This window comes from Proteus sp. G2673 (genome assembly GCF_009915125.1).
GTDB lineage: Bacteria > Pseudomonadota > Gammaproteobacteria > Enterobacterales > Enterobacteriaceae > Proteus > Proteus penneri.
On record NZ_JAABLT010000010.1, the window covers coordinates 34035 to 54018 of the forward strand.

Annotated in this window: 18 protein-coding genes; 6 read left to right on the forward strand and 12 right to left on the reverse strand. The window is 39.5% G+C overall.

The features are described 5' to 3' along the window. Positions 1-30 precede the first annotated feature (30 nt). From GWI59_RS05410 to GWI59_RS05425, 4 genes are all read right to left on the reverse strand, one after another. Positions 31-297: a DksA/TraR family C4-type zinc finger protein gene (locus tag GWI59_RS05410; RefSeq protein ID WP_109400018.1), complete on the reverse strand. Its 267-nt coding sequence runs from the start codon at positions 295-297 to the stop codon at positions 31-33. Between the two features lie 157 nt (positions 298-454). After that, positions 455-1615 (reverse strand): MFS transporter, encoded by a 1161-nt coding sequence (locus GWI59_RS05415; protein ID WP_072064354.1) that lies wholly within the window; start codon positions 1613-1615, stop codon positions 455-457. Positions 1616-1642: 27 nt separating this feature from the next. Next, a complete protein-coding gene (locus tag GWI59_RS05420; protein WP_109848058.1) occupies positions 1643-2941 on the reverse strand; it encodes a hypothetical protein in 1299 nt (432 codons plus the stop codon). Between the two features lie 39 nt (positions 2942-2980). Next, the gene (locus GWI59_RS05425) at positions 2981-4168 is read right to left on the reverse strand and encodes an ROK family transcriptional regulator (protein WP_337247387.1); all 1188 of its coding nucleotides are present in this window, start codon (positions 4166-4168) and stop codon (positions 2981-2983) included. A gap of 285 nt (positions 4169-4453) precedes the next feature. Between GWI59_RS05425 and GWI59_RS05430 the strand changes: the two genes are divergently transcribed. Then, positions 4454-4870 (forward strand): Rap1a/Tai family immunity protein, encoded by a 417-nt coding sequence (locus GWI59_RS05430; protein WP_006536094.1) that lies wholly within the window; start codon positions 4454-4456, stop codon positions 4868-4870. A gap of 105 nt (positions 4871-4975) precedes the next feature. On the opposite strand, the gene pyk is transcribed toward GWI59_RS05430, so the two are convergent. Both pyk and GWI59_RS05440 read right to left on the reverse strand, forming a co-directional pair. Beyond that, the gene (gene pyk / locus GWI59_RS05435) at positions 4976-6427 is read right to left on the reverse strand and encodes a pyruvate kinase (RefSeq protein WP_109848059.1); all 1452 of its coding nucleotides are present in this window, start codon (positions 6425-6427) and stop codon (positions 4976-4978) included. Positions 6428-6492: 65 nt separating this feature from the next. Next, complete coding sequence (locus GWI59_RS05440; protein ID WP_161724176.1) at positions 6493-7830, reverse strand: MFS transporter; 1338 nt, start codon at positions 7828-7830, stop codon at positions 6493-6495. Positions 7831-8142: 312 nt separating this feature from the next. On the opposite strand from GWI59_RS05440, the gene GWI59_RS05445 reads away from it, so the two are divergent. From GWI59_RS05445 to GWI59_RS05455, 3 genes are read left to right on the forward strand one after another with little or no spacing between them, the layout of a single operon-like run. After that, a complete protein-coding gene (locus tag GWI59_RS05445; RefSeq protein ID WP_161724178.1) occupies positions 8143-9432 on the forward strand; it encodes an ABC transporter substrate-binding protein in 1290 nt (429 codons plus the stop codon). A 57-nt stretch (positions 9433-9489) separates the two neighbouring features. Beyond that, the gene (locus GWI59_RS05450; protein WP_109848061.1) at positions 9490-11865 is read left to right on the forward strand and encodes an ATP-binding protein; all 2376 of its coding nucleotides are present in this window, start codon (positions 9490-9492) and stop codon (positions 11863-11865) included. After that, positions 11843-13120, forward strand: coding sequence for a sigma-54-dependent transcriptional regulator (locus tag GWI59_RS05455; RefSeq protein WP_161724180.1), 1278 nt, complete (start codon positions 11843-11845; stop codon positions 13118-13120). The genes GWI59_RS05450 and GWI59_RS05455 overlap by 23 nt, the downstream gene beginning before the upstream one ends. Before the next feature lie 185 nt (positions 13121-13305). Here the strand turns inward: GWI59_RS05455 and dhaM are convergent, their stop codons facing one another. The 4 genes from dhaM to GWI59_RS05475 form a co-directional block, all read right to left on the reverse strand. Beyond that, positions 13306-14754 carry a dihydroxyacetone kinase phosphoryl donor subunit DhaM gene (dhaM, locus tag GWI59_RS05460; RefSeq protein ID WP_109848063.1) on the reverse strand — a complete coding sequence of 483 codons (1449 nt, stop codon included), beginning with the start codon at positions 14752-14754 and terminating at the stop codon, positions 13306-13308. Positions 14755-14782: 28 nt separating this feature from the next. Next, a complete protein-coding gene (gene dhaL / locus GWI59_RS05465) occupies positions 14783-15415 on the reverse strand; it encodes a dihydroxyacetone kinase subunit DhaL (RefSeq protein ID WP_006536081.1) in 633 nt (210 codons plus the stop codon). A gap of 29 nt (positions 15416-15444) precedes the next feature. After that, complete coding sequence (gene dhaK, locus GWI59_RS05470) at positions 15445-16509, reverse strand: dihydroxyacetone kinase subunit DhaK (RefSeq protein WP_109400008.1); 1065 nt, start codon at positions 16507-16509, stop codon at positions 15445-15447. 269 nt (positions 16510-16778) lie between these two features. Next, positions 16779-17039, reverse strand: coding sequence for an ogr/Delta-like zinc finger family protein (locus GWI59_RS05475; RefSeq protein ID WP_006536077.1), 261 nt, complete (start codon positions 17037-17039; stop codon positions 16779-16781). Positions 17040-17396: 357 nt separating this feature from the next. On the opposite strand from GWI59_RS05475, the gene GWI59_RS05480 reads away from it, so the two are divergent. Together GWI59_RS05480 and GWI59_RS05485 are read left to right on the forward strand one after the other, a co-directional pair. Further along, positions 17397-17699, forward strand: coding sequence for a phage holin family protein (locus GWI59_RS05480; RefSeq protein WP_072064343.1), 303 nt, complete (start codon positions 17397-17399; stop codon positions 17697-17699). Positions 17700-17771: 72 nt separating this feature from the next. Next, a complete protein-coding gene (locus GWI59_RS05485) occupies positions 17772-17981 on the forward strand; it encodes a hypothetical protein (RefSeq protein WP_109848065.1) in 210 nt (69 codons plus the stop codon). Here GWI59_RS05485 and GWI59_RS05490 read toward each other — a convergent pair. After that, positions 17953-18897: a hypothetical protein gene (locus GWI59_RS05490; protein ID WP_006536072.1), complete on the reverse strand. Its 945-nt coding sequence runs from the start codon at positions 18895-18897 to the stop codon at positions 17953-17955. The genes GWI59_RS05485 and GWI59_RS05490 overlap by 29 nt on opposite strands. Further along, a complete protein-coding gene (locus tag GWI59_RS05495; RefSeq protein WP_115065621.1) occupies positions 18897-19916 on the reverse strand; it encodes an SPFH domain-containing protein in 1020 nt (339 codons plus the stop codon). The genes GWI59_RS05490 and GWI59_RS05495 overlap by 1 nt, the downstream gene beginning before the upstream one ends. Positions 19917-19984: the final 68 nt, after the last annotated feature.

Sequence of the window (19984 nt, forward strand, 5' to 3'; positions counted from 1 at the left end):
GTTTTTATTTTATATGATAATAATTGCAGATTATCTGAGTTGGCTATCTTTACTACCACGGCGATTATACCCACTAAAGGCATTATTTTTTTTATCAAATGCCTCTTGGCAGTTTAAACAATAACGTACACCAGGAACGGCTTTTTGCCGAGCCAGAGAGATTGGCTCACCGCATTCATCACAAAACTCTGCACTTTCACCTTGCGCCATTTGGTTACGAGCTCTGGCAATTGCATCATCAATGGTGGCATCTATTTGCTCTTGAACAGCACTATCATTAGCCCATCCACTTGCCATCATATTCTCCTATTTTAACAGTGAATATTAATACTATTATTAGGGCGATGGTGAAAAAATCAACAAAACAAAAAGGAAAATGTACCTTAATTTATCACGATAGAAATAAAAAACCCCTCATATGGAGGGGCAAATTTCAGAGGCATAACGGTTGTTGTTATTGTTTTTGTTCTCTAATAAATAGAGAAATAATAAAGAAGAGGGCGACGAATACAATAATCAGGTTAAAGCCAACAGAAACATTATAACTTTCTGATACTTGACCAATTAATGAACCTGCTAACGCACCACCCAATCCAGAAGCAACATAAATCAATCCCATCACCGAGCCACTTTTGCTGGTTAATTTTGTGGCAACGGCGGCGGCTGTTGGAAACAGCACTGATAATGCAAAACCAAATACCATAAACAGATAAACAACATCTTGCACAAAGATACGGCTTACAATAATGGCGATTAGAGAAAATAATGAAAATAGAATAAGCGTTTTGCGATCACCCAATGCAAGGTTAATAAAACCACCAATAAAACGACCAATAGTAAATAAGAAAGCAAAACTGGAAATCACATAAGCGGCTGTTTCTGCTTTTTGTGCGCTACTCATATTTCCAATATCCATAGAGGTATAGAAAATAGGGAAGAAGTTTAAGAAAGCGGCTTCAGCAGCAACGTACAACGTAATAAATAAGATAACTAATAATAGCGATTTTTGTGTCAGTAACTCTAAAAAGTCACTGAATTTCATATCAACTTGTGCGCTGTTTTCTATTTTTAATGTACTCAATACGAGAATAATGACCGCAACAATAACGGCAACACCCACATAAAAAGTACGCCATGAAATAGAGTGTGAAAATAGATATTGTAAAATTAGCGGAGTGACAATCATCCCTACGCCAAACATTGCATTAGAGACGTTAAACATCATGCCAGCTTTCTCTTTATAGAAAGTCGGAATAACGGTCACGATAGAGACAAGCATCGAGCCAATACCTAAACCAATTACCAGATAAAAGCCAAAAAATAGCATCACATTAAAAGCAAGGCTGGTTCCTGTTAAACCAACCGCCATCATTAATGAGCCAATAAACATCATGACTTTTAACCCTTTCTTATCGGTAAAATAGCCTGTTAATAAACTGGCAATTAAAAAACCGATTTGGAAAAAGGTAATTAATGAGCCAACTTGGCTCATATTTAATGAAATATCATGTTGAACTTGTTCAAGAATAAGCCCTTTTGTATTTTGAATGCCACCGAGTAAAAACATCGTGACAAACAGAAGGAAAAAGACTTTCCATTTTTGTTGTTTAGCCATAATTTTATCCTGATTTTCCGCGGTGTATTATTCTTTAATCGTGTTGTTATAGGCGTTATTGTTAGGTGTATTGTGTTCGCCAATTGCATCAAATAATTCTTGAGTAGCCCATCCATAGCAATAATAAAGTAAGTCATCACAAGCACTTTCTTCTGCTGCAATAACGGCTTCAATTAATTGAGAGGCAGGTAAATTCCACATTTGAATACCGCTATAAATAAAGGTATTTGGCTGTGAAAGCTGGCGAACTTTATTATTTTGTTCTGCAACAAAGTGAATAGGAAAACCTTGCTGTTTAAAGGTTTCGTATGAAATGTCATAAGGTAATTCAAATAAGCGTTTGAACGCAGTAAATGCACGCTCTTGGCTTTCGCTATCATGGGCAAAATGATTAATTAACCCTTGAACATCTGCTCCTCCCCCTAATTTATGATAAGGGAAATGTTTGAGTGTTGAAGAATAACGCGTTAATTCATGGTAGTTCTGACCTAAGATCCAACTATAAGCTGGTGGCCATAGATCAAGCCATAACGTAATACCACCCGCAGTTTGTTTGGCATCAGACAGTAATTTTTCAACTAATTGAGTCACACTTTGTTGGCGAAATACTTGCCACGCTTTTAACAAAGGATCTTCTTTTAATGCGGCAACAGGTGTTTCGAAATCCGCTTGTTTTAATGAGTCAGCTAAAGCCGCCAGACGCTGTTTGATTTCATTAACAGGTAAACCTTGCTGTACCATTTTCTTTTCACAGTGAGGGCAAAAACAGGTAAATAATCCAGCTGGATTAACTTCTTTACCTGCCCAATCAGGGAAACGAATTCGATCAATTAAAAAGGTGTCATAACCGTAGTTTTGTTTTAATGCTGTGAATGTCTTTTGCCACAATTGAGCGACATCAGGAGCGTTAGGGCAGAGCCAGTGTGCCTGTGGACGGCCTTTAAAATCGATAACCTGATTGTTTTCTATATCCCCAGTGAAATCGCCATTAAGAATATTTGCCCATGGAATGACTTTATATTTTCCGCCATCAGTGGCTTTTTTTATCGTCATTAGCGGATCGGCACCCGCTAAAATAGTTGGATCAACACGTTGGCTTAGACGAGGGAAATCAGTATGAGTGTTGATGTGTAGTGTACCTGTTCCCATAACCACATTATGGATAGGGTTATGAGGTAAATCACCAACAGGGTAAGGGTTACGTTCAAAAATGGTATTAATTTCGACAAATAAATGCTCGACATGCTTCATGCCATCAAGGCGTTGAAGTATAGCGGGCATGCCTTCGTCTAAAATATCATGTGGGTGAAGATGTATTCCTGCCATGAGTTGCTCCCATCTCGTTTAGGTGCTTTTTTATTAGGGTTATCTCAATTGGATCTCGGGCATAAATTGAATTGATGGATAAACCGTAGCCAAGGCAAGAATGGCAATGCCATAAAGCGGGCCTTTTTCCCATAATTCAGACAGCTCGATATTCACTTTGGTGTTAGCAAATAAATGTCTACCTAGATTTGCCTGAACACGCGGTAAAAAGGTATCAGCAGAGCGAGTGATCCCGCCTGTTAATACCACTTTTTCCAGATTTGCAATGGCGACTAAGTTCATAATGCCAATAGCAAGATAATCTGCCATTTCTTCAACTAAGGATTGAGCCAGAGGATCGCCTTGTTGTGAGGCTTGAATAATCTCAATCGCACTAAGATTTTCCCCTCGTAAGCTCGCCATGCGTTCACTTAAACCTGAACCGGAACAGAAACTCTCAAAGCATCCTTTATTGCGCCAATTTCGAAAGAGATGGTCACGAGCAAACATCATATAGCCGATTTCACCGGCTGCATTGTTTGCGCCACGAATAACTTTTCCATCCATTAGCAAGGCGGAGCCTAATCCTGTGCCGATGCCAATTAGCGCACAACTGTGCGTATGACGGCAGTGGCCTTTCCACATTTCACCCACAAGTGCTGCACGAATATCATTTTCGAGTACAACGGGTACATTGAGTTTTTCTGTAAGCTGTTGTGCTAAAGGTAAATTATCCCATTGAGGTAAGTTAGGGGAACCTTCTAGCACAACACCATTTTTGATATCGATGATCCCTGGTGTGGCGACACCGATAACATTGATCTTTTGACGGTCTACGCCGCTTTTTTCGATCACATTTTCAATACTTTGTGCAAATTGCGTAATAAAGTGCTCACGATCGTCAGTATCAAAGGTAGGCTCTTGATATTCATACAACAATTCGGCATCTAAGTTAAAAACAGCATAGGCGATTTTGGTTCCGCCTAAATCAATGCTGACACCTAAACTGTGTTGAGGATCGAAGTTAACTAAAATACCTTTTCTACCTTGTCCTGCTGGCGAACTAACACCGCTTTCATAAACGATTTTTTCTTCAAGGAGATCGTTAATAATTTCAGACACCGTCGCTTTTGTAATTCCACTAATTTTGGCTATCTGAGCCCGTGACAAAGGACCTTGATGACGAATGACATTTAATACAAGCGAGGCATTCATTTGCCGTAATGTATTGGGTACGTTCGGTGTCACGTTACTACTCCATTTGTTTAGAAACAAAACTAAAAGATGTTTTTTTTATATAAAATCGTCTGTGATTGATAGTTATGCACCGTTTTATTTACTTTGTAAAGTGAAAAACTGCTAATTAGTTTGGAAACCATCCTAAATGGGTTTGTGATCACAATTTGATGTGTTTGATTTGCACAATGGGAGCCTTTAAAAGATCTTCAATGTATATATTCATTGCACATATTCTTAACGCAGTAAAACGACTAGAATGAAATCAATATCTATTGAATTAAAGAGAAAATCAGCATGAAAAAAGGAATGTTATTAAAAGGGGTTATAGGGATGCTATTGTTATTCCCACTGTATTCACAGGCAGTGACATTAAGCGGTTATCTAGAGGTAAAACGATTATTAGCCCTCGAGCATCCTGCTAATAAACAATTAAAATCGGTGACTCAAGCTTATCTAAACGGTATCGCAAATGGATTTAATTTTTATGCGGTTGCTGTAAAAATTGAGAATCAAGATAACGATAATTTTCGTCCTCTTTATTGCCCACCGCCTAAAATAGAGCAAAATGGCGATTTTATGGTTAAGCATATTGATGCTTATTTAGATAAAAATCCTGAAGTGAAGAACCAACAACAAGAAACGCCGTTGGAGTTAATTTATATTCTCGCATTACAAGATGCTTATCCTTGCCATGCTGATAGCAGTATCTAGACGAAAAATAGCCACATTCCCTGTGGCTAAAATGATTTTGGTGTGCTCTTTTTTTTATTATTTACTTCAGGTTGCCTCTCTCATAAGCCCCTTGATGGAAGACACTCAAGCAGTTGTTGCTTCAACTTGTTTTACAGGAACAAGATGACAACAGTCGCTTTCACCGGTTTTTTCAAAGGTTGATAAACGAGTGATCAAGAGTGAATTCATGTCTGTTAATAATCCCTCTGTTTGTAGTTTTTGCATGATGTTTTCATCACAGTCATTATTATTTTGACGTTGATAAGCCACAGGTGTTACACCACGTAATACCGTTAATTGACCGGCAAGTGCGGGATTATCTGTTAATGCATATACGTTATTGTTTGGCATAAAACGTGACAATAAGGTCACTGATTTACCATTTTCTGTTAATGCTGCAACACTTAAATGCTTGTCATCATGGAAGGCGCTTGTCGCAGCTGCCAGAGCAATCCAACGACCTGTTTGTGAGTAATAAGACGGAGATTGCCATGGGTTTTCAGCATTAGCTGCAAAAGAGCGTTCGGCTCCTTCAGCAACACGCGCCATTGCACTAACCGCCTCGACTGGATATTTTCCTGCCGCCGTTTCGGCTGATAGCATTACCGCATCAGTACCATCACCAACAGCATTCGCAATATCCATGACTTCGGCACGGGTTGGCATTGGGCTTTCAATCATTGACTCCATCATTTGGGTTGCCGTGATCACAGGGCAGCCTAATGCACGACAACGTGCGATTAATTGCTTCTGAGCGCCCGGTAAGCTGGCATCACCGATTTCAACCGCTAAGTCACCTCGTGCCACCATAATGACGTCTGACGCTTTAATAATGTCATCCATATTGGCTTCACAAGAAACCACTTCAGCACGCTCGACTTTAGCAACGATTTTGGCATGGCTTCCTGCCGCAATCACTAAACTGCGCGCATATTCAATATCAGCACCATTACGTGGGAATGACACTGCAATATAATCAGCTCCAATCGCGGCGGCTGTGTGTATGTCTTGTTTGTCTTTTTCTGTTAACGCAGGTGCTGATAAACCGCCGCCGAGTAAGTTAATACCTTTACGGTTAGAGAGTTTTCCACCTACAGTCACTTTTGTTTCAATTTGATTATTATTTACTGCGCTGACTTGTAATTGGATATTACCGTCGTCGAGTAGCAGAATATTCCCTGGTGTGACTTCCTGAACAAGTTGAGGATAATCCAAGCCAACTTGTTGCTCATCCCCTAATGTTGGATCAAGATCTGCATTTAGGATAAAGCTATCGCCTTGCGTTAATTTAACGGAATCATTCTTAAAGTTAGCGATACGAATTTTCGGGCCTTGAAGGTCAGCTAAGATCCCGATAAATACACGATGTTTTTCTGCGACCTGACGGATAGTTGCGGCTGTAGTCTGATGCTGTTCGCTAGTACCATGTGAAAAGTTTAAACGAAATACGTTAGCACCTGCCAAAATCAGTTTTTCGATCATCTGTTCTGTGCAGCTAGCTGGGCCAAGAGTCGCAACAATTTTTGTCTTACGCATAATGACATTCTCTTTTTAAAGAGGGATACCCAACGGTATCCCTTGATGACAACTTAATTAATTCATTAATCCATGGTCACTTTTTTCGCATTCCAGACTAGCGTCGCTAAAATCATGGAGGCGATGGCAGAACCAATCCAGAAGTACTGTACTGTGGTGAAGTCGTAGTGAGTGATATCGCCAACTTGAGTAACTTTAATCAGTGATGCTGAAATTAACTCTTGCGCAGATGCGGCAATGTAAGCAAACAGTCCGATAAAGCCTTTTACTGCACCAACTGCGTTTTTCGGCATTAAGTCACAAGCGGTTAAGCCCGCTAAGAACACAACCAGACCCCCCATTGCAAAACCAACCATACTTAATGCAATTGCATCCATAACACGGCTTTGTGGACCCCAGAACATCAGTGCAAAACCAGCGATGTTGGCGATACCATAAATCAGTGTAGGAATATGACGGTTAGCGTTAAACAGTTTGTCTGAAGCCATACCCGCTAAGATTGCACCAAAGAAACCGGCAATAGGGTAAGTTGACATCGCAAAACCAGCATCAATCAGTGAATAACCTTTTGAACCTTGCAGGTAAAGAACGGCCCATGAGCTGATTGCGTAGCGAGAGATATACATAGCTGCACAAGCTGCTGCAATGATCCATACTGTTGGTTGTTTTAATATGAATAATTGAGCGCGACGTGTTTCTTTCGGGTCACTTGATTTAACGGCTTCTGACTCTTCGCCATACGCGGTTGCTGGATCAGGTAAGCCATAAGTACGAGGACGGTCTTTTAAGATCATCAGTAAGATGATACCTGCCGCAATACCCGCGATACCGGCACCGATAAAGCCTGCGCGCCAGCCGAAGAAGCTCACTATGGTTGCAGTCAAGATCCAGGTAATTGCTTCACCAATATTACGCGAGCCACCCCAGATGGAATAAACGGTACCGCGCTGTTTTGGTGAGAACCATTGGAAGATAGAGACACAAGAAGGTGCTGAACCGACAGATTGGAACCAACCGTTAATACCCCATAATAGGATAAAGAACAGGCTCGCCGTTGACATTCCCATGAAGATACAAACAAAGGAAGAGGCAATTAACGAGATGGACATAAAGCGTCCAATATTGGCATAATCTGATAAGAAGCCGTTAGAGAACTTACCAAATGCATAGGTAAAGAAGAACGCAGAACCCATTAAACCGAGTTCAGCGGTGGTTACGATACCTGCATCCAGCATAGGTTTTTTCACCACACCGAGTGCCATACGAACCACATAGAACATGGCATAACCAAGAACAAGACCAAAGAAGACCTGCCATTGGTGCTTTTTATATATTGCGCGGATCTTTTCACTTGACGCTTCTATTAGCGGCAGATCCTTTCTGGTTTTAAAGAAACTTAGCATAGAGATGACTCCGAATATTATTCATGTCTGAAGCTGATTTTGGTTTTCAGAGCTGATGCTATTCATTTAGGTCATCTTGGTGCAAAAGAGGGAATTTGAGTCATCGATGACACATTCTGCTGAATCGGTGAGTCAAATTTGTAACATCGCTATTAGGTGTTGGTTTAAAAATGAGTGAAGATATCGTCGTATCATTGTTGTAAATGGGTCATTAGGGACTCATTAGCTCAAAATAATAAATATTGCTAAATATCAGAAGTTTGAAGTTCGACACATTTTTATGTTTATTCAAAACAAAATCAGGGGTATGTCATGAGAATAAAAATAACACTTAGTCTCGTCTGTTTATTGTTTAGTTGGCTGTTTATCACACCTGTGCGTAGTGATGAGCAGCCGCTTGTTATATTGACGACGCTTTCAGATACACCAATGAGACCACTCACAGAAGCTTTTAGCGCACGTTATCCTGATACCAAAGTGCAAGTGGTTTATCGTCGTGTCGCGATAGCAACACGTATGATGAAACAATATCCCACACAGCCTGTTGATATTGTGATGTCGTCATCGGCTAACTTTTTTCATCATTTAGATAGAGAAGGGTTGCTGGCGCGGTTACCTGTCAATTATGAAACGCCAAAATGGTTAACTCGTCATAGTGATATCTTAAACGATAAGATAACCACGGTTGGTTATTCTGGTATTGGTATTATGAGCAATACACAATACTTGCAAAAATGGGGGCTTCCTGCACCAAAAAGCTGGATTGATTTAAGTGATCCTATTTATCAAGGGCACTTAACCATGACTACACCAGCGAACTCTGGCACGATGCAATTGATGGTGGAAAATGTGTTACAAGAGTATGGCTGGGAGCGAGGATGGCAGATTTTACTGGAAACCAGTGGGAATCTTTCTTCCATTTCTGCACGCAGTTCACGTGTTAGTGATGCTATCGCTAGAGGTATTGTCGGCGCTGGGCCAATTATTGATAACTACGCTTTTAACCATCAAAAACGCTTTGATTTTGTTGAGTTTAGCTATTTTGATAAGTCGATTATTTTGCCGGCTTATGTCGCTATTGTGGCGGAAAGCAGTAAAAGAAACACCGCGGCCAAATTTATTGCCTTTCTTTTATCGGATGAAGGACAAGAGATCATCTATAAAAGTGATATGGCAAAGATCCCGTTAAGCAAAGAGATCTTACGTAATAACGATGAACTGGCTAATAACACAGAATTTATTTTAAACAGCAATGAGGCTTATCGTCGTAGTGAAGTGGTTAATGCGTTATTTGATCAAATGATCACCCATAATTTTCCGTTAATGCGCCAAGTTTGGAGTGATATCCATGAAGCTGAAAGACAGGAAAATAAAACGTCAGAACGTCTTGATGCGATCAGTAAAGCACGAAAAATAGCAAGTTCAGTGCTTATTAGTGAAAATGAGGCTAATTCACCGACATTACAAGCGTTATTTATGAAGGAAGCCGATCAGCGAGAGTATTCCGATCAAGCGTTAGCTGTGCTGTATCAATGGCGTACATTAGAAGCAGAAAAACTTGAACAAGCACGCGCTTTATTAAGAGAAAACAAATCACCCTAACCGCCTTGTGGTTCAGATATACAGCAGGAAGCGCTGTTTTTATGAAAGGTCTTACGGATGAAATTATTAGTGCCTAAACAATTTGGTAAATTAGGTAGACGTTTGTATATGGCGTTTATCTTTAGTTCTTTACTCACCCTATTAATTGGTGTGGTGATCTTTTTTATGTGGGGAAAATTGGCGACACAGATTAATGCGTCAGTGGGGGAGTCTCTACCGATGTTAACCACTAGCTATAATATGGAACGTTATAGCACCAATTTACAAATGCTATTAAAAGAGCGAGAACAGACACAGAGAAAATCAGTTTCAGAGCAACAACAGCAGGAAATTCATCAGTTATTAGATAATTTGCGTGAGTTTCCTATTGAGCAAAAGCCACAGCGTGATTTTTATACTCAACTTGTTGACGAACTGTCGGCATTAATTGATCAGCAAGATGTGTTACTGGATAAGCGTCGAGAATTGGAAAATAGGCTTGCTCAATTATTAGGTCAATTAGCATGGATGCATGACGCTGTTGGTGAAGATATTAAACCGCTACTTAATGAAATTGAGTGGCATGTTAGCCAAATGATTAATGAGAAAAATGTACAGGAAAACAGCCTACAACTTTTACTTGAATCCACATTATTACAAGAATTATTTACTACGGAAAATGAGTTAATTAGTTTAGTTGAAGAAATTGCTCATCAACGCTATAGCCGTGATATTGATGTCGCTTTTCATTATATCAGTGTTAAGATTGATGAAATAATCGCCTTAAATCAAAAGCTAAAAAGCTATCCATCAACTATTGCTCACCGCCAGATATTACAAGAGATTATTGCCATTACGCGTTATGACGGTGATATCTACCAGACATTGATTGATGATGTAGAAAACGAAAAAAAGCTCAAAGCATTAACTCCTGAACTGAATGAAAAATTATCACAATTTGATAGTGCTGTAAGAAGCAATGTTTTTGCTACCAGTGAAGCGCTAAATAAGCTTAATGATAATACTCGTAAACTGATGGCAACGGGGAAAATCGTTATTGTTGTCATCATTATTGCATCACTTTTGCTGAGTATTATTGTGATGAAAATCTTAATCGATAGAAGACTTATCGCAAGATTGAATAAACTCAGTGATGACTTAGCGCATGTCGCTAACGGTAATTTAACCGAGCCTGTACTGATTGAAGGACAAGATGAAATTGGTCTATTAAGTCGGCGACTTCGTCGATTTTGGCGTCAAATGAAAGAAGTTGAAGCTAGTAATGCGTTAAATCTTATTAATAACACGGATGCGAGTTTAATTACCTGTCACCACGATGGCAGGATAGAAACGGTTAATCCAAGTGCGGCAACACTCTTAGGTACAGGAAAAGAGCAAAATAGCAAACCGCTTTGGTTGCTGTTTAGTGGCGAAGCCAGCACGATGCTAAAAACTCAATTTAGCTCAAGTGGCCAGCTCTATTTATTAGGGCAGAGTGAATGTATTATTCGAATGGTAAAAGCGGGTGAGCCTCATTTCTTACAATTTAATATTCGAGAATATCCACATAAAGATGAACACAAATATATTGTGACTATCACAGATATTACGCGCCAAGAGTTAAGCCGATTAGAGCTTCAACGGCTGGTGGCATTAAAAACACAAGATTTACAGGATAAAAACCAGCAATTAAATGAAGAGATGTTGCGTCGTGAACAGGCACAAAAACATTTAATTCAGACACAAGAAGAGCTAGTACAGGCTGCTAAAATGGCGGTTGTGGGTCAGGCGATGACAAGCCTTGCACATGAGCTTAATCAGCCACTTTCTGCAATTAATACCTATCTTTACAGTGCAAAACTGACTATGCAGATGGGAAAATATGATCAATTACCTGATTCAATCGAACGTATCGAAAAGCTGTGTGCGCGAATGAATCGAATTATTACGGCATTGCGTAATTTCTCTCGTAAATCTTCATCTGAAATTAGCTTTGTATCAGCACCATTAAAAGAGCTGGTAGATAGCGCGATGGTGTTGGTAGAGTCTCGTTCTAAACGAGAGCAATGCATTATTAAGAATAATATTCCTGATGAATTAACTATTTGTGCAGATCCGACACAAATTGAACAAGTCTTAGTTAATTTGTTTGTTAATGCGATGGATGCTATTGCGGGTCTTGGTGAAAGTCAGATCACCATTGATCTTTTATCTGTTGATCCCAAAAGAAAATTAGTGGCGATCGCTGATAGTGGAAAAGGATTCAATTCAGAGGTTTTACCCAAATTATTTACCCCATTTACAACCACAAAAGATGTGGGGCTTGGGTTAGGGTTATCCATTTGCCGTTCAATTATGCAACGGTTTGGTTATGAAATTTACTTGGCCTCTACATTAAAGGGTGGCGCCATGGTTGTTTTGGAGTTTACAGATGACACAATCACACATGCATGATATTGACGTTTTATTAATTGATGATGATGAAGATATTCTCGAATCTTATCGTCATTTGCTTAATCTTGCGGGAATGATTGCCAGAGTAACTGACTCACCAGAAAAAGCATTAAGCCTTTTAACACCAGAATGGCAAGGTGCTGTTGTGCTTGATATCTATATGCCAGCAATGAATGGTATGGAAGTGTTAGAGCGCATTAAACAAATTGACCCTCGTATCCCCGTTATCATGATCACTGGCCATGGGGATATACCGTTAGCAGTAGAAGCGGTAAAAAAAGGCGCTTATGATTTTATTGAAAAGCCAATTAATCCTCCTGCTTTCTTAGAGTTAGTGGCGAAGGCTCATAAAGAGCGTCAATCCATTCTTTCTCTGAGAAATGCCGTAATCAGCACGACACAAGAGCGATTAGTGGGAGATAGCGCGCAAATCACCGCGATCAGAGAACAAGTACAACAAATTGCCGATATTGATAAAGATTTAATGATAGAAGGGGAGATGGGAACGGGACGTCACCTTCTCGCTCAACTCTTACATGAGTTAAGCCCGCATAGTGATAAAGCTATCCAAACAGTTGATTGTCAAAGTTTATCTGATATCAAACAGGTTATTGCTCAAATTGAAGCGGATGAAGTTGGAACATTAATTTTGCGTTCTCCTTATGATTTATCATCAGAAGCGCAACGTTGGCTAAGCTCTTATCTATTAGATATGGAACGTCAAGGAAAACGCCATTTTAGAACGATTGCGATTTTAGAAAATAATACACAACAATTGGTAACCGAAGGGCGATTAATCCCTGAATTTTATTACTATTTTTCACAAATCACTTTTTCATTGCCTCCGTTAAGTGCAAGACGCCCTGATATTATTCCGCTATTTAGAGCATTTTTGAGACAAAGTGCGCAACGACTCGGTATTGCAGTACCGAAGATTGATCGTAATTACCTCGATATTTTAAAGCGTTACGATTGGCCAGGAAATATTCGTGAGTTACGAAATGTGGCTGAACTCTATGCGGTAGGCATTGTGAAAATGGTTGATAGTGAACAACATCGAGCCATTATCCCACCAGAAGGCCCTTTGGATAATCTTGTGGATGAATATGAGCGTCGATTAATTGAGGATGCGTTATATTTATTTGCGGGTCGAGTGAGTGATGTGGCGGATTATTTGGGTATTCCACGTAAGAAGCTATATTTACGAATGAAAAAACATGATCTCGATAAAGATAGCTATAAGCCAAAAGTTTGATTTACCCAGCATGCCGTAAAGACCGTCCTTAAGGGCGGGTTGGATATCCAAAACACCTGTTTGAGTAAAGGGAGTAACTCCCTTTATAGCAATAGCAAGTACTGTCTTCTTATCAATAGCGTTTTTCGTTGACTTACCCGCACACTATTGTGCGGGTTTTTTGTGTAGATGAATTGAAAAAAGGGTTATGGCATTATTGGTTCAATACTTAACTCGCCCTTATTTGTGTCTAATTTTAGCATCTGAGATTCAGTCACTTTTAATAGTTCAGGCCCCAAATTTACTAACATGGGTAAATGCATTTCAGACGCGATAATGGCACTGTGAGAAAGGACATCGCCTTTGGCTAACACTATTCCCACGAATTTTTTATATTCCAATTGAATTAATGTGGAAGGAAAAATCTCTTTGGCGACCAAGATAGCGGGTTGTGAAGGGGTAAAGCTTGGGCGAGTTTTATCTTGTAAATGATAAAGTACTTGATTACGCAGATCACGAAGATCGAGTTCACGTGCGCGTAAATAAGGGTCGGTGAGAGCACAATACAACTGTGTTCTTTCTTGCATTTCATCTGACCAACTTTGCTGGGCACTGATCTTCTTTTCTTTGATGCGATCAATCACACTTGTGATTAATTCATCATCATCTAACATCATGATATGGCCGTTAAAAATGGCACCGATATGCTCACCTAATTTTTCACTAGCTTTATTGGCACTCTGTTTTAGTGCTTTTAGCGTGCTTTTTATTGCAAATTTAAGTTTGCCGATTTGAGCATCAATATCAATCGGTTCAGATAAGTTTTCGATAGGTGAAAGTTCTATTTCATGCCAAATAAAAGCAGGGGCCTTAATTTGGGTGACGGGGGCTAAAATGCCTTTTAATGTTAGGGTATTAGAATCAGAAGATAACTCCTCTCCAAAGCCATTTTGGGCAAGTTCAAGAAAAGCTGCAATCGCCTCCTCTTCTTGTTCACCAGAGGCAATTAGCGTTATCTCATCACCTTGGCGAATTTGTATTAATGAAAGCTGATTTAAACTGAGAGGATTAATACGCCTATCCCCTTTAACTAATTGATAATCAGCCTGAAAAGCAGAAAGTACCTCAACTAACGTTGCGGCCGGTCTGACGTGTAGACCATGGGGATTACGAACAACCCAACTTGCCTCTTTACCGTGAATTTTGACAGTGGCATTAATATCATTTTTAGATTGAACGAAATTTTCACCAAGTTGGATTTTCTTTGGATATAAAGAATTTGAAGCTTCTTCAATCACTTTTTCTAGTGATGCGCCTGAAGATGCGGCTACAACTGCAGCAAGCGTTCCTTCAACTAAAGGCGCTGAGCAGAGGGTGACTTTCTCAGCTAGCTCTGGATCAAGTAACTCAATCGCAGTTTCTGCACTTAGTATTGCACTACCTAAATCCATCATCACAACAATAGATTGTGCTGGTGAAAGCGATTCTATCGCCGTCATAATTTTAACGGCATCAGTGCCAATGGCATGTTCGTCATCGTTGACACCTGCGGCAACCGCAAGCTGGCAATGAGTTGGATTAAGCATCTGACTGGCAAGTTCTGCCACACCATCTGCGAGATGTTTACTATGAGAAACAATAACAATATTTATCATGGTAGACCTTTATGGGTTGCTTGGTCAGTTATGCATTAATACTATTTGCAAGGGCTTGTATCATCAGTACCACAGAAGCACTGCCGGGATCTTTATGTCCGATACTGCGCTCACCTAAGTAGCTTGCTCGCCCTTTTCGAGCCTGCATCGGAATGGTATTTTCAGCCGCTTTTTCAGCGACAACTTGTGCTTGATTGAGGGCTTCTTTGATAGAAAGATTTTGTTCACTCGAGTGTTTTAATGACTCAACCACCGGCCACCAAACATCACACATGGTTTTGTCATTTGGCTCTGCTTTTCCTCGGCTTACAATGCCTTCTACACCTTCTGTTACCATTTCAACAAGTTGATTAAGTTCTAAGTTTTGCAATGCAGCCGTGGGTTTGGCGGCACGAATAAAGAAGGTGCCAAATAGTGGGCCACTTGCTCCACCAATATTTGAGAGCAATGTCATACCTGTGGTTTTAAGGATTGTGCCAATATCTTGTCCTTCAAATTCAGGTAGTTTTTCTTGCACTTTTCTAAAGCCTCGGTTCATATTTAAACCGTGGTCAGCATCACCAATTTCACGATCTAAGTCTGTCAGATAATCACTATTTTGTTCAAAAAGTGATGCGCATTGTTGTAACCAAAGAATGATTTGAGCATGTGTTAAAGCCATTTTTTGTTCCTTTTCTTGTGATTAAAGACTTATTTCACCATCGCTGGTGTATTCACAGGGGCATCCCATAAGGTAAGTAATTCATTATCAACTTTTAATAACGTTATTGAGATCCCTGTCATATCGAGCGAAGTACAATAAGAACCAATTAAAGAACGTTCGATGGTCAAGCCAAATTTTTCACAGCATTGAGTTAAACGGTTATAAACACCATAAAGTTCAGATTGTGGTGTGGCACCAAGGTTATTCACTAAGACAATGACGCGATCGCCAGATTTTAACGGCTGTTTTTCCTGCTTTTCATCGATCCAAGTGCCGTTTTCACGATCCCAATTGCGGATCACTCGTTGATAGTGACCATTTTCAATTAAGGTATTAAACATGGCATCAACGGTATCATTGAGAGAAGTAAATTTACGGCGGTCAATACCCGGTTCACCATGAATACCGACACCAAACTCCATTTCATTTTCAGGTAAAGTAAAAGAGGGTTTTCCTGCGGCTGGAACCGTACAGGCTTCTAAGGCGATACCGATAGAAAAACCATTGTTATTAATGTGGTGACCTAATTTAACTAGTTCATCTAGAGAGTCGCCTCTTTCTGCTGCCGCGCCCAGTAGTTTTTCTATTAAAACGGTATTGGCAACACCACGGCGCCCTGCGGTATATAAGCTATCTTTTACCGCTACATCATCATCAACTAATACAGTTGCGATTTTTACACCGTCGTCATGAAGCAGTTCTGTTGCTGTTTCAAAGTTAAGTACATCACCGGTGTAGTTTTTCACGATCATTAAAACACCTTCACCGCTATCAATCTCTTTGGCGCAGTCATACATTTTATCTGGCGTTGGTGACGTAAATATTTCACCCGGACATGCACCATCAAGCATTCCTTTACCCACAAAACCTGCATGCATAGGTTCATGCCCGCTACCACCGCCGGACAATAGCGCAACTTTATCTTTTACTGGAGCATCTTTTCGCGTGACATAAAAAGAGGAGGGATGAAGTTTGATTTCAGGATGGGCTTTTGCAAAGCCTTGTAGTTGTTCAGATAACACATCATCAACTCGATTAATCAGCTTTTTCATCTTAAATGCTCCATTTGAAATTTGTGTTTAGTCTTCAAACTAGAAATAGGGGTTCTGGTTTGGGGGCTGACAAATTATTTATTAAAGGATTGGCAAACACAGTATCAATAGGCGTGTTTGTTTTATTTAAAACATAAGAATTATTTTCATTTAGCTTAAAAATGAATCTACATCATTTATCTTTCTATAAGAATAAGTTAGTCAAATAACCTGTCAGAATGGGAGCAAGATCATAAAAATAAATAAAAAAGAGTATCTATTTGTGAGGGTTACATGTCTTGCAAAAGCGTCAATGCTTTATCTCGTTGCTCTGGAGAAAGATTTTTAATGACATCTAATAACAACGTATTCTTGTTTTTTGCGCTAGGCATAAGGGTGTGACTAAACGTGAGGTTTAAAACAAAGGTATGTCCGCATTCAGGATCACGACAAGCGCAATAGAGATCGGATAACTCTTTGTGTTTACGATTACTTTTCTTTATAAGCGCTTTTTCACCACATTCAGGACAAAAGATAGTTAAGACACGCATATTATTTTTCTCTTTACTAAGGGCTATCGGATACCTTCTATATTAGCTTAAAATTGTATTATAACCAGCCTATTTATTGTTTTTTTATATAAATATTTGTTTTATGGTTGTTTAAAGGTACATAAAACAAGTTTATTTGTATTATTTGGTGTGAATAGTTCGGTTATTGTCGGTTAAAGCATGATAGCAGACAATAACCGAACAAACTTACTAGCCTGAAATACAAACTTTGTCGATAATGATTTTACGTTAAACCATATGGAGATAAGTAACGCTTTACAGATTATCTGATGAATATTGGGAGGAGAGGGTTCTTTTTACGGTTAAAAAAAGTGTGATCAGAGATGAGGTGTATTCATGGATGAATATGACAGCACATTGATATCGTTAGTGGTAGTGGGCGCTTTTATTGCATTAGGAAAGATGCTCGTTGCGAATGAAACAATGACATTAAGATTGTTTATCGGCAAAATTATTTTAGGCTCGGCGGTTTCTGTTGTTGCTGGCGCACTGCTTATTTTATGGCCTGGAATTGATTCTGTCGCAGTAATGGGGATTGGCTCAGCGCTCGGTATTGTGGGTTATCAGTTAGTCGAAATCTGGTTACGTAAACGAGGTAATCAATTTTTTTCAGGGAAAGAAAAAGAGGATACCAAGTAAAAAGTGCAATATGTTTTCATCATAAAAAGTCGATAAAGTCAGTTTTGTCTCGAATGACTAAGGTGTTAGGTCATGTTCAACAAACAAGCGTTATATGCATGGATTGCAATACTGGCGTTTAGTTTGGGTTGGATTGCTCAAGGATGGCATCGAGATAATATAGCGTTAGAACAACGGATGTTAATAACGGTAATCGAAGATCAAGCAAACAGGGATGTTTGTCTTGATCTTCACTTTTTTCTTTATCATCCATCTAAATATGCTGACATCCTTTTGGGCTAATTAATTGGCCTTGTATGTCAGCGATACCGATGTGGGCAATGCAACCCGCATTAAATTGTAAATAGTCATCTTCTATACCATCAGAGAAAATTACGCCATTTTCTGGCATCAAAGATTCTAATTGCAACGGTGAATCTGGCTCAATCGTGCCGAAAGTGAGTGCCACTCCGGTCGTTCTGCTTGGAAACGGTTCTCTTACACTAAATTGTAATTTTCGTTCACTCCAGTTAAAACCTTGTAACAGAGGGTGCGAAGTTTCTCCTGTAATGGCCATCGCACCAGCAAGAATAGATTGAAACCAACCTGTTGATCCCAGTCCTGTTGATACAATAATGCCTGATGAAGATTGCGCTTCTTGAGCGCCACTCCATTGTAAAATATACCGTGCGGAGGTGTGACTTTTAGGGCCAATAAATAAGTCATTCACTGCTAATAGTGATTGACCATCATTGGTTGTCGCTTGCGCGAATGTGACCGTTTTAAATGGCATTTTTTGATTAATGGTATTAATGACTGTCTCTTTTAATTGCCCTATTTCAAAGGGTAATAATTTACCATCCCATCTTGATGGATCAGGATTTATGGCAATAATGGGCTGTCCATTAAGGTATTTTAATGTATTAGCAACCAATCCATCTTGACCGATCACCACCACAATGTCGTGGGGTGAAAATTGATAGCTAGGTAATAAACCTCTTTCTAAAAGTTGAAAACGCCCTAATGATTTTAAAATCAGTTCAGCTTCTGTTAATTGTTTTTGATATAAATTGTGTTCATTGAGGTAATCCTTTACCTCAACATTGTTGTGTTCTAGATAGAATTTGGCTTGTGACCAAGTATTAAAACGCTCGATTAATTCCTGTAAACGGCTTTTTCTCATCACCAGTACGAAGCGAAAATCGTTATTACGTTGCATTATTTACCCCCTTTTTTCATGAATTGGCTAAATAAATCAGGGGTGATATTTAGTTCGCCAATTTTTCCTGAATTCAGCGCTAAGGTTTCAAATGCCATGGCCATTAACTGTTGTGAGTCCATTTTTGCTAGCGCCATGGCTTTTAGGTTTTCAACTGGTAATTCACGATAAGCACGCATAGTCGCCTCAATGGCATAAGCATCGGCTTCTGATTGTGTTCGCTGATTTTCAGCACTTAACGCGACCAATTCTTTGCGTTTTGCTTCTGCATTAACCTTCGCTTCAAGGCGCTCTTTTTCAATCTCGGCTTGTTCTCGTAATAATGTACGTTCATTTTCTAAGCGTGCTTCTTCAATTTCTTGACGTTTACGTTGAACGGATAAATCGGTTTCTAACTCAGCTTCTTTAATGGTGCGTTCTTGTTCTACTGAGAATTTACGGCGAGAATAAATGGCATCATCGGCTTCTTTCAGTAAAGATTCTCTCGCTTCGGCTTCTAGTGCTTTTAAAGTTTCTGGTGATGGTGTGATTGCCGCAATAGAGACATCTAAAATCGCAATACCTAATGCTTCTAATGACGAGTGTTCAATCAATTGTTCCATCACCAAAGTGACTAATGATTGGCTGAGTAATAATGCTTCTCTAAGTGGGGTACTTTGGATCTTTGCTTGAATTAAGGTTTGTGCAATACGTACAACGCGATCACTGAGTTTGAGTGGATCTTCAGAGGCATAAGACTTGCCGTTTTTACTCAAGTTAAAATTGAGCACTTCTGCCGCTTTTTCAGGCGCTTTGACCTGAAATGAAATTTGCCCTTGAATGCGTAAACCCTGAAAGTCTGCGGTTTGGAAGTTAAAAATAAAAGGGGCTTCCTGAGCGTTTAAAGGTAATGCCGCAATAGAGGTTGTGGCTGAGTTATACCAAAAACTTAAGCCTTTACCTTGTTGGCGGATTTTGCCATTAACGGATTTAATGATAAATGTTGATGAGTCAGCTTTAAAATAATTTAAGTTAAACATAGTATTTCCTTTTTAAGTGTCTTTATGACAATAATTAGATTGTGTCCTATCGACACTATCGTTGTCAA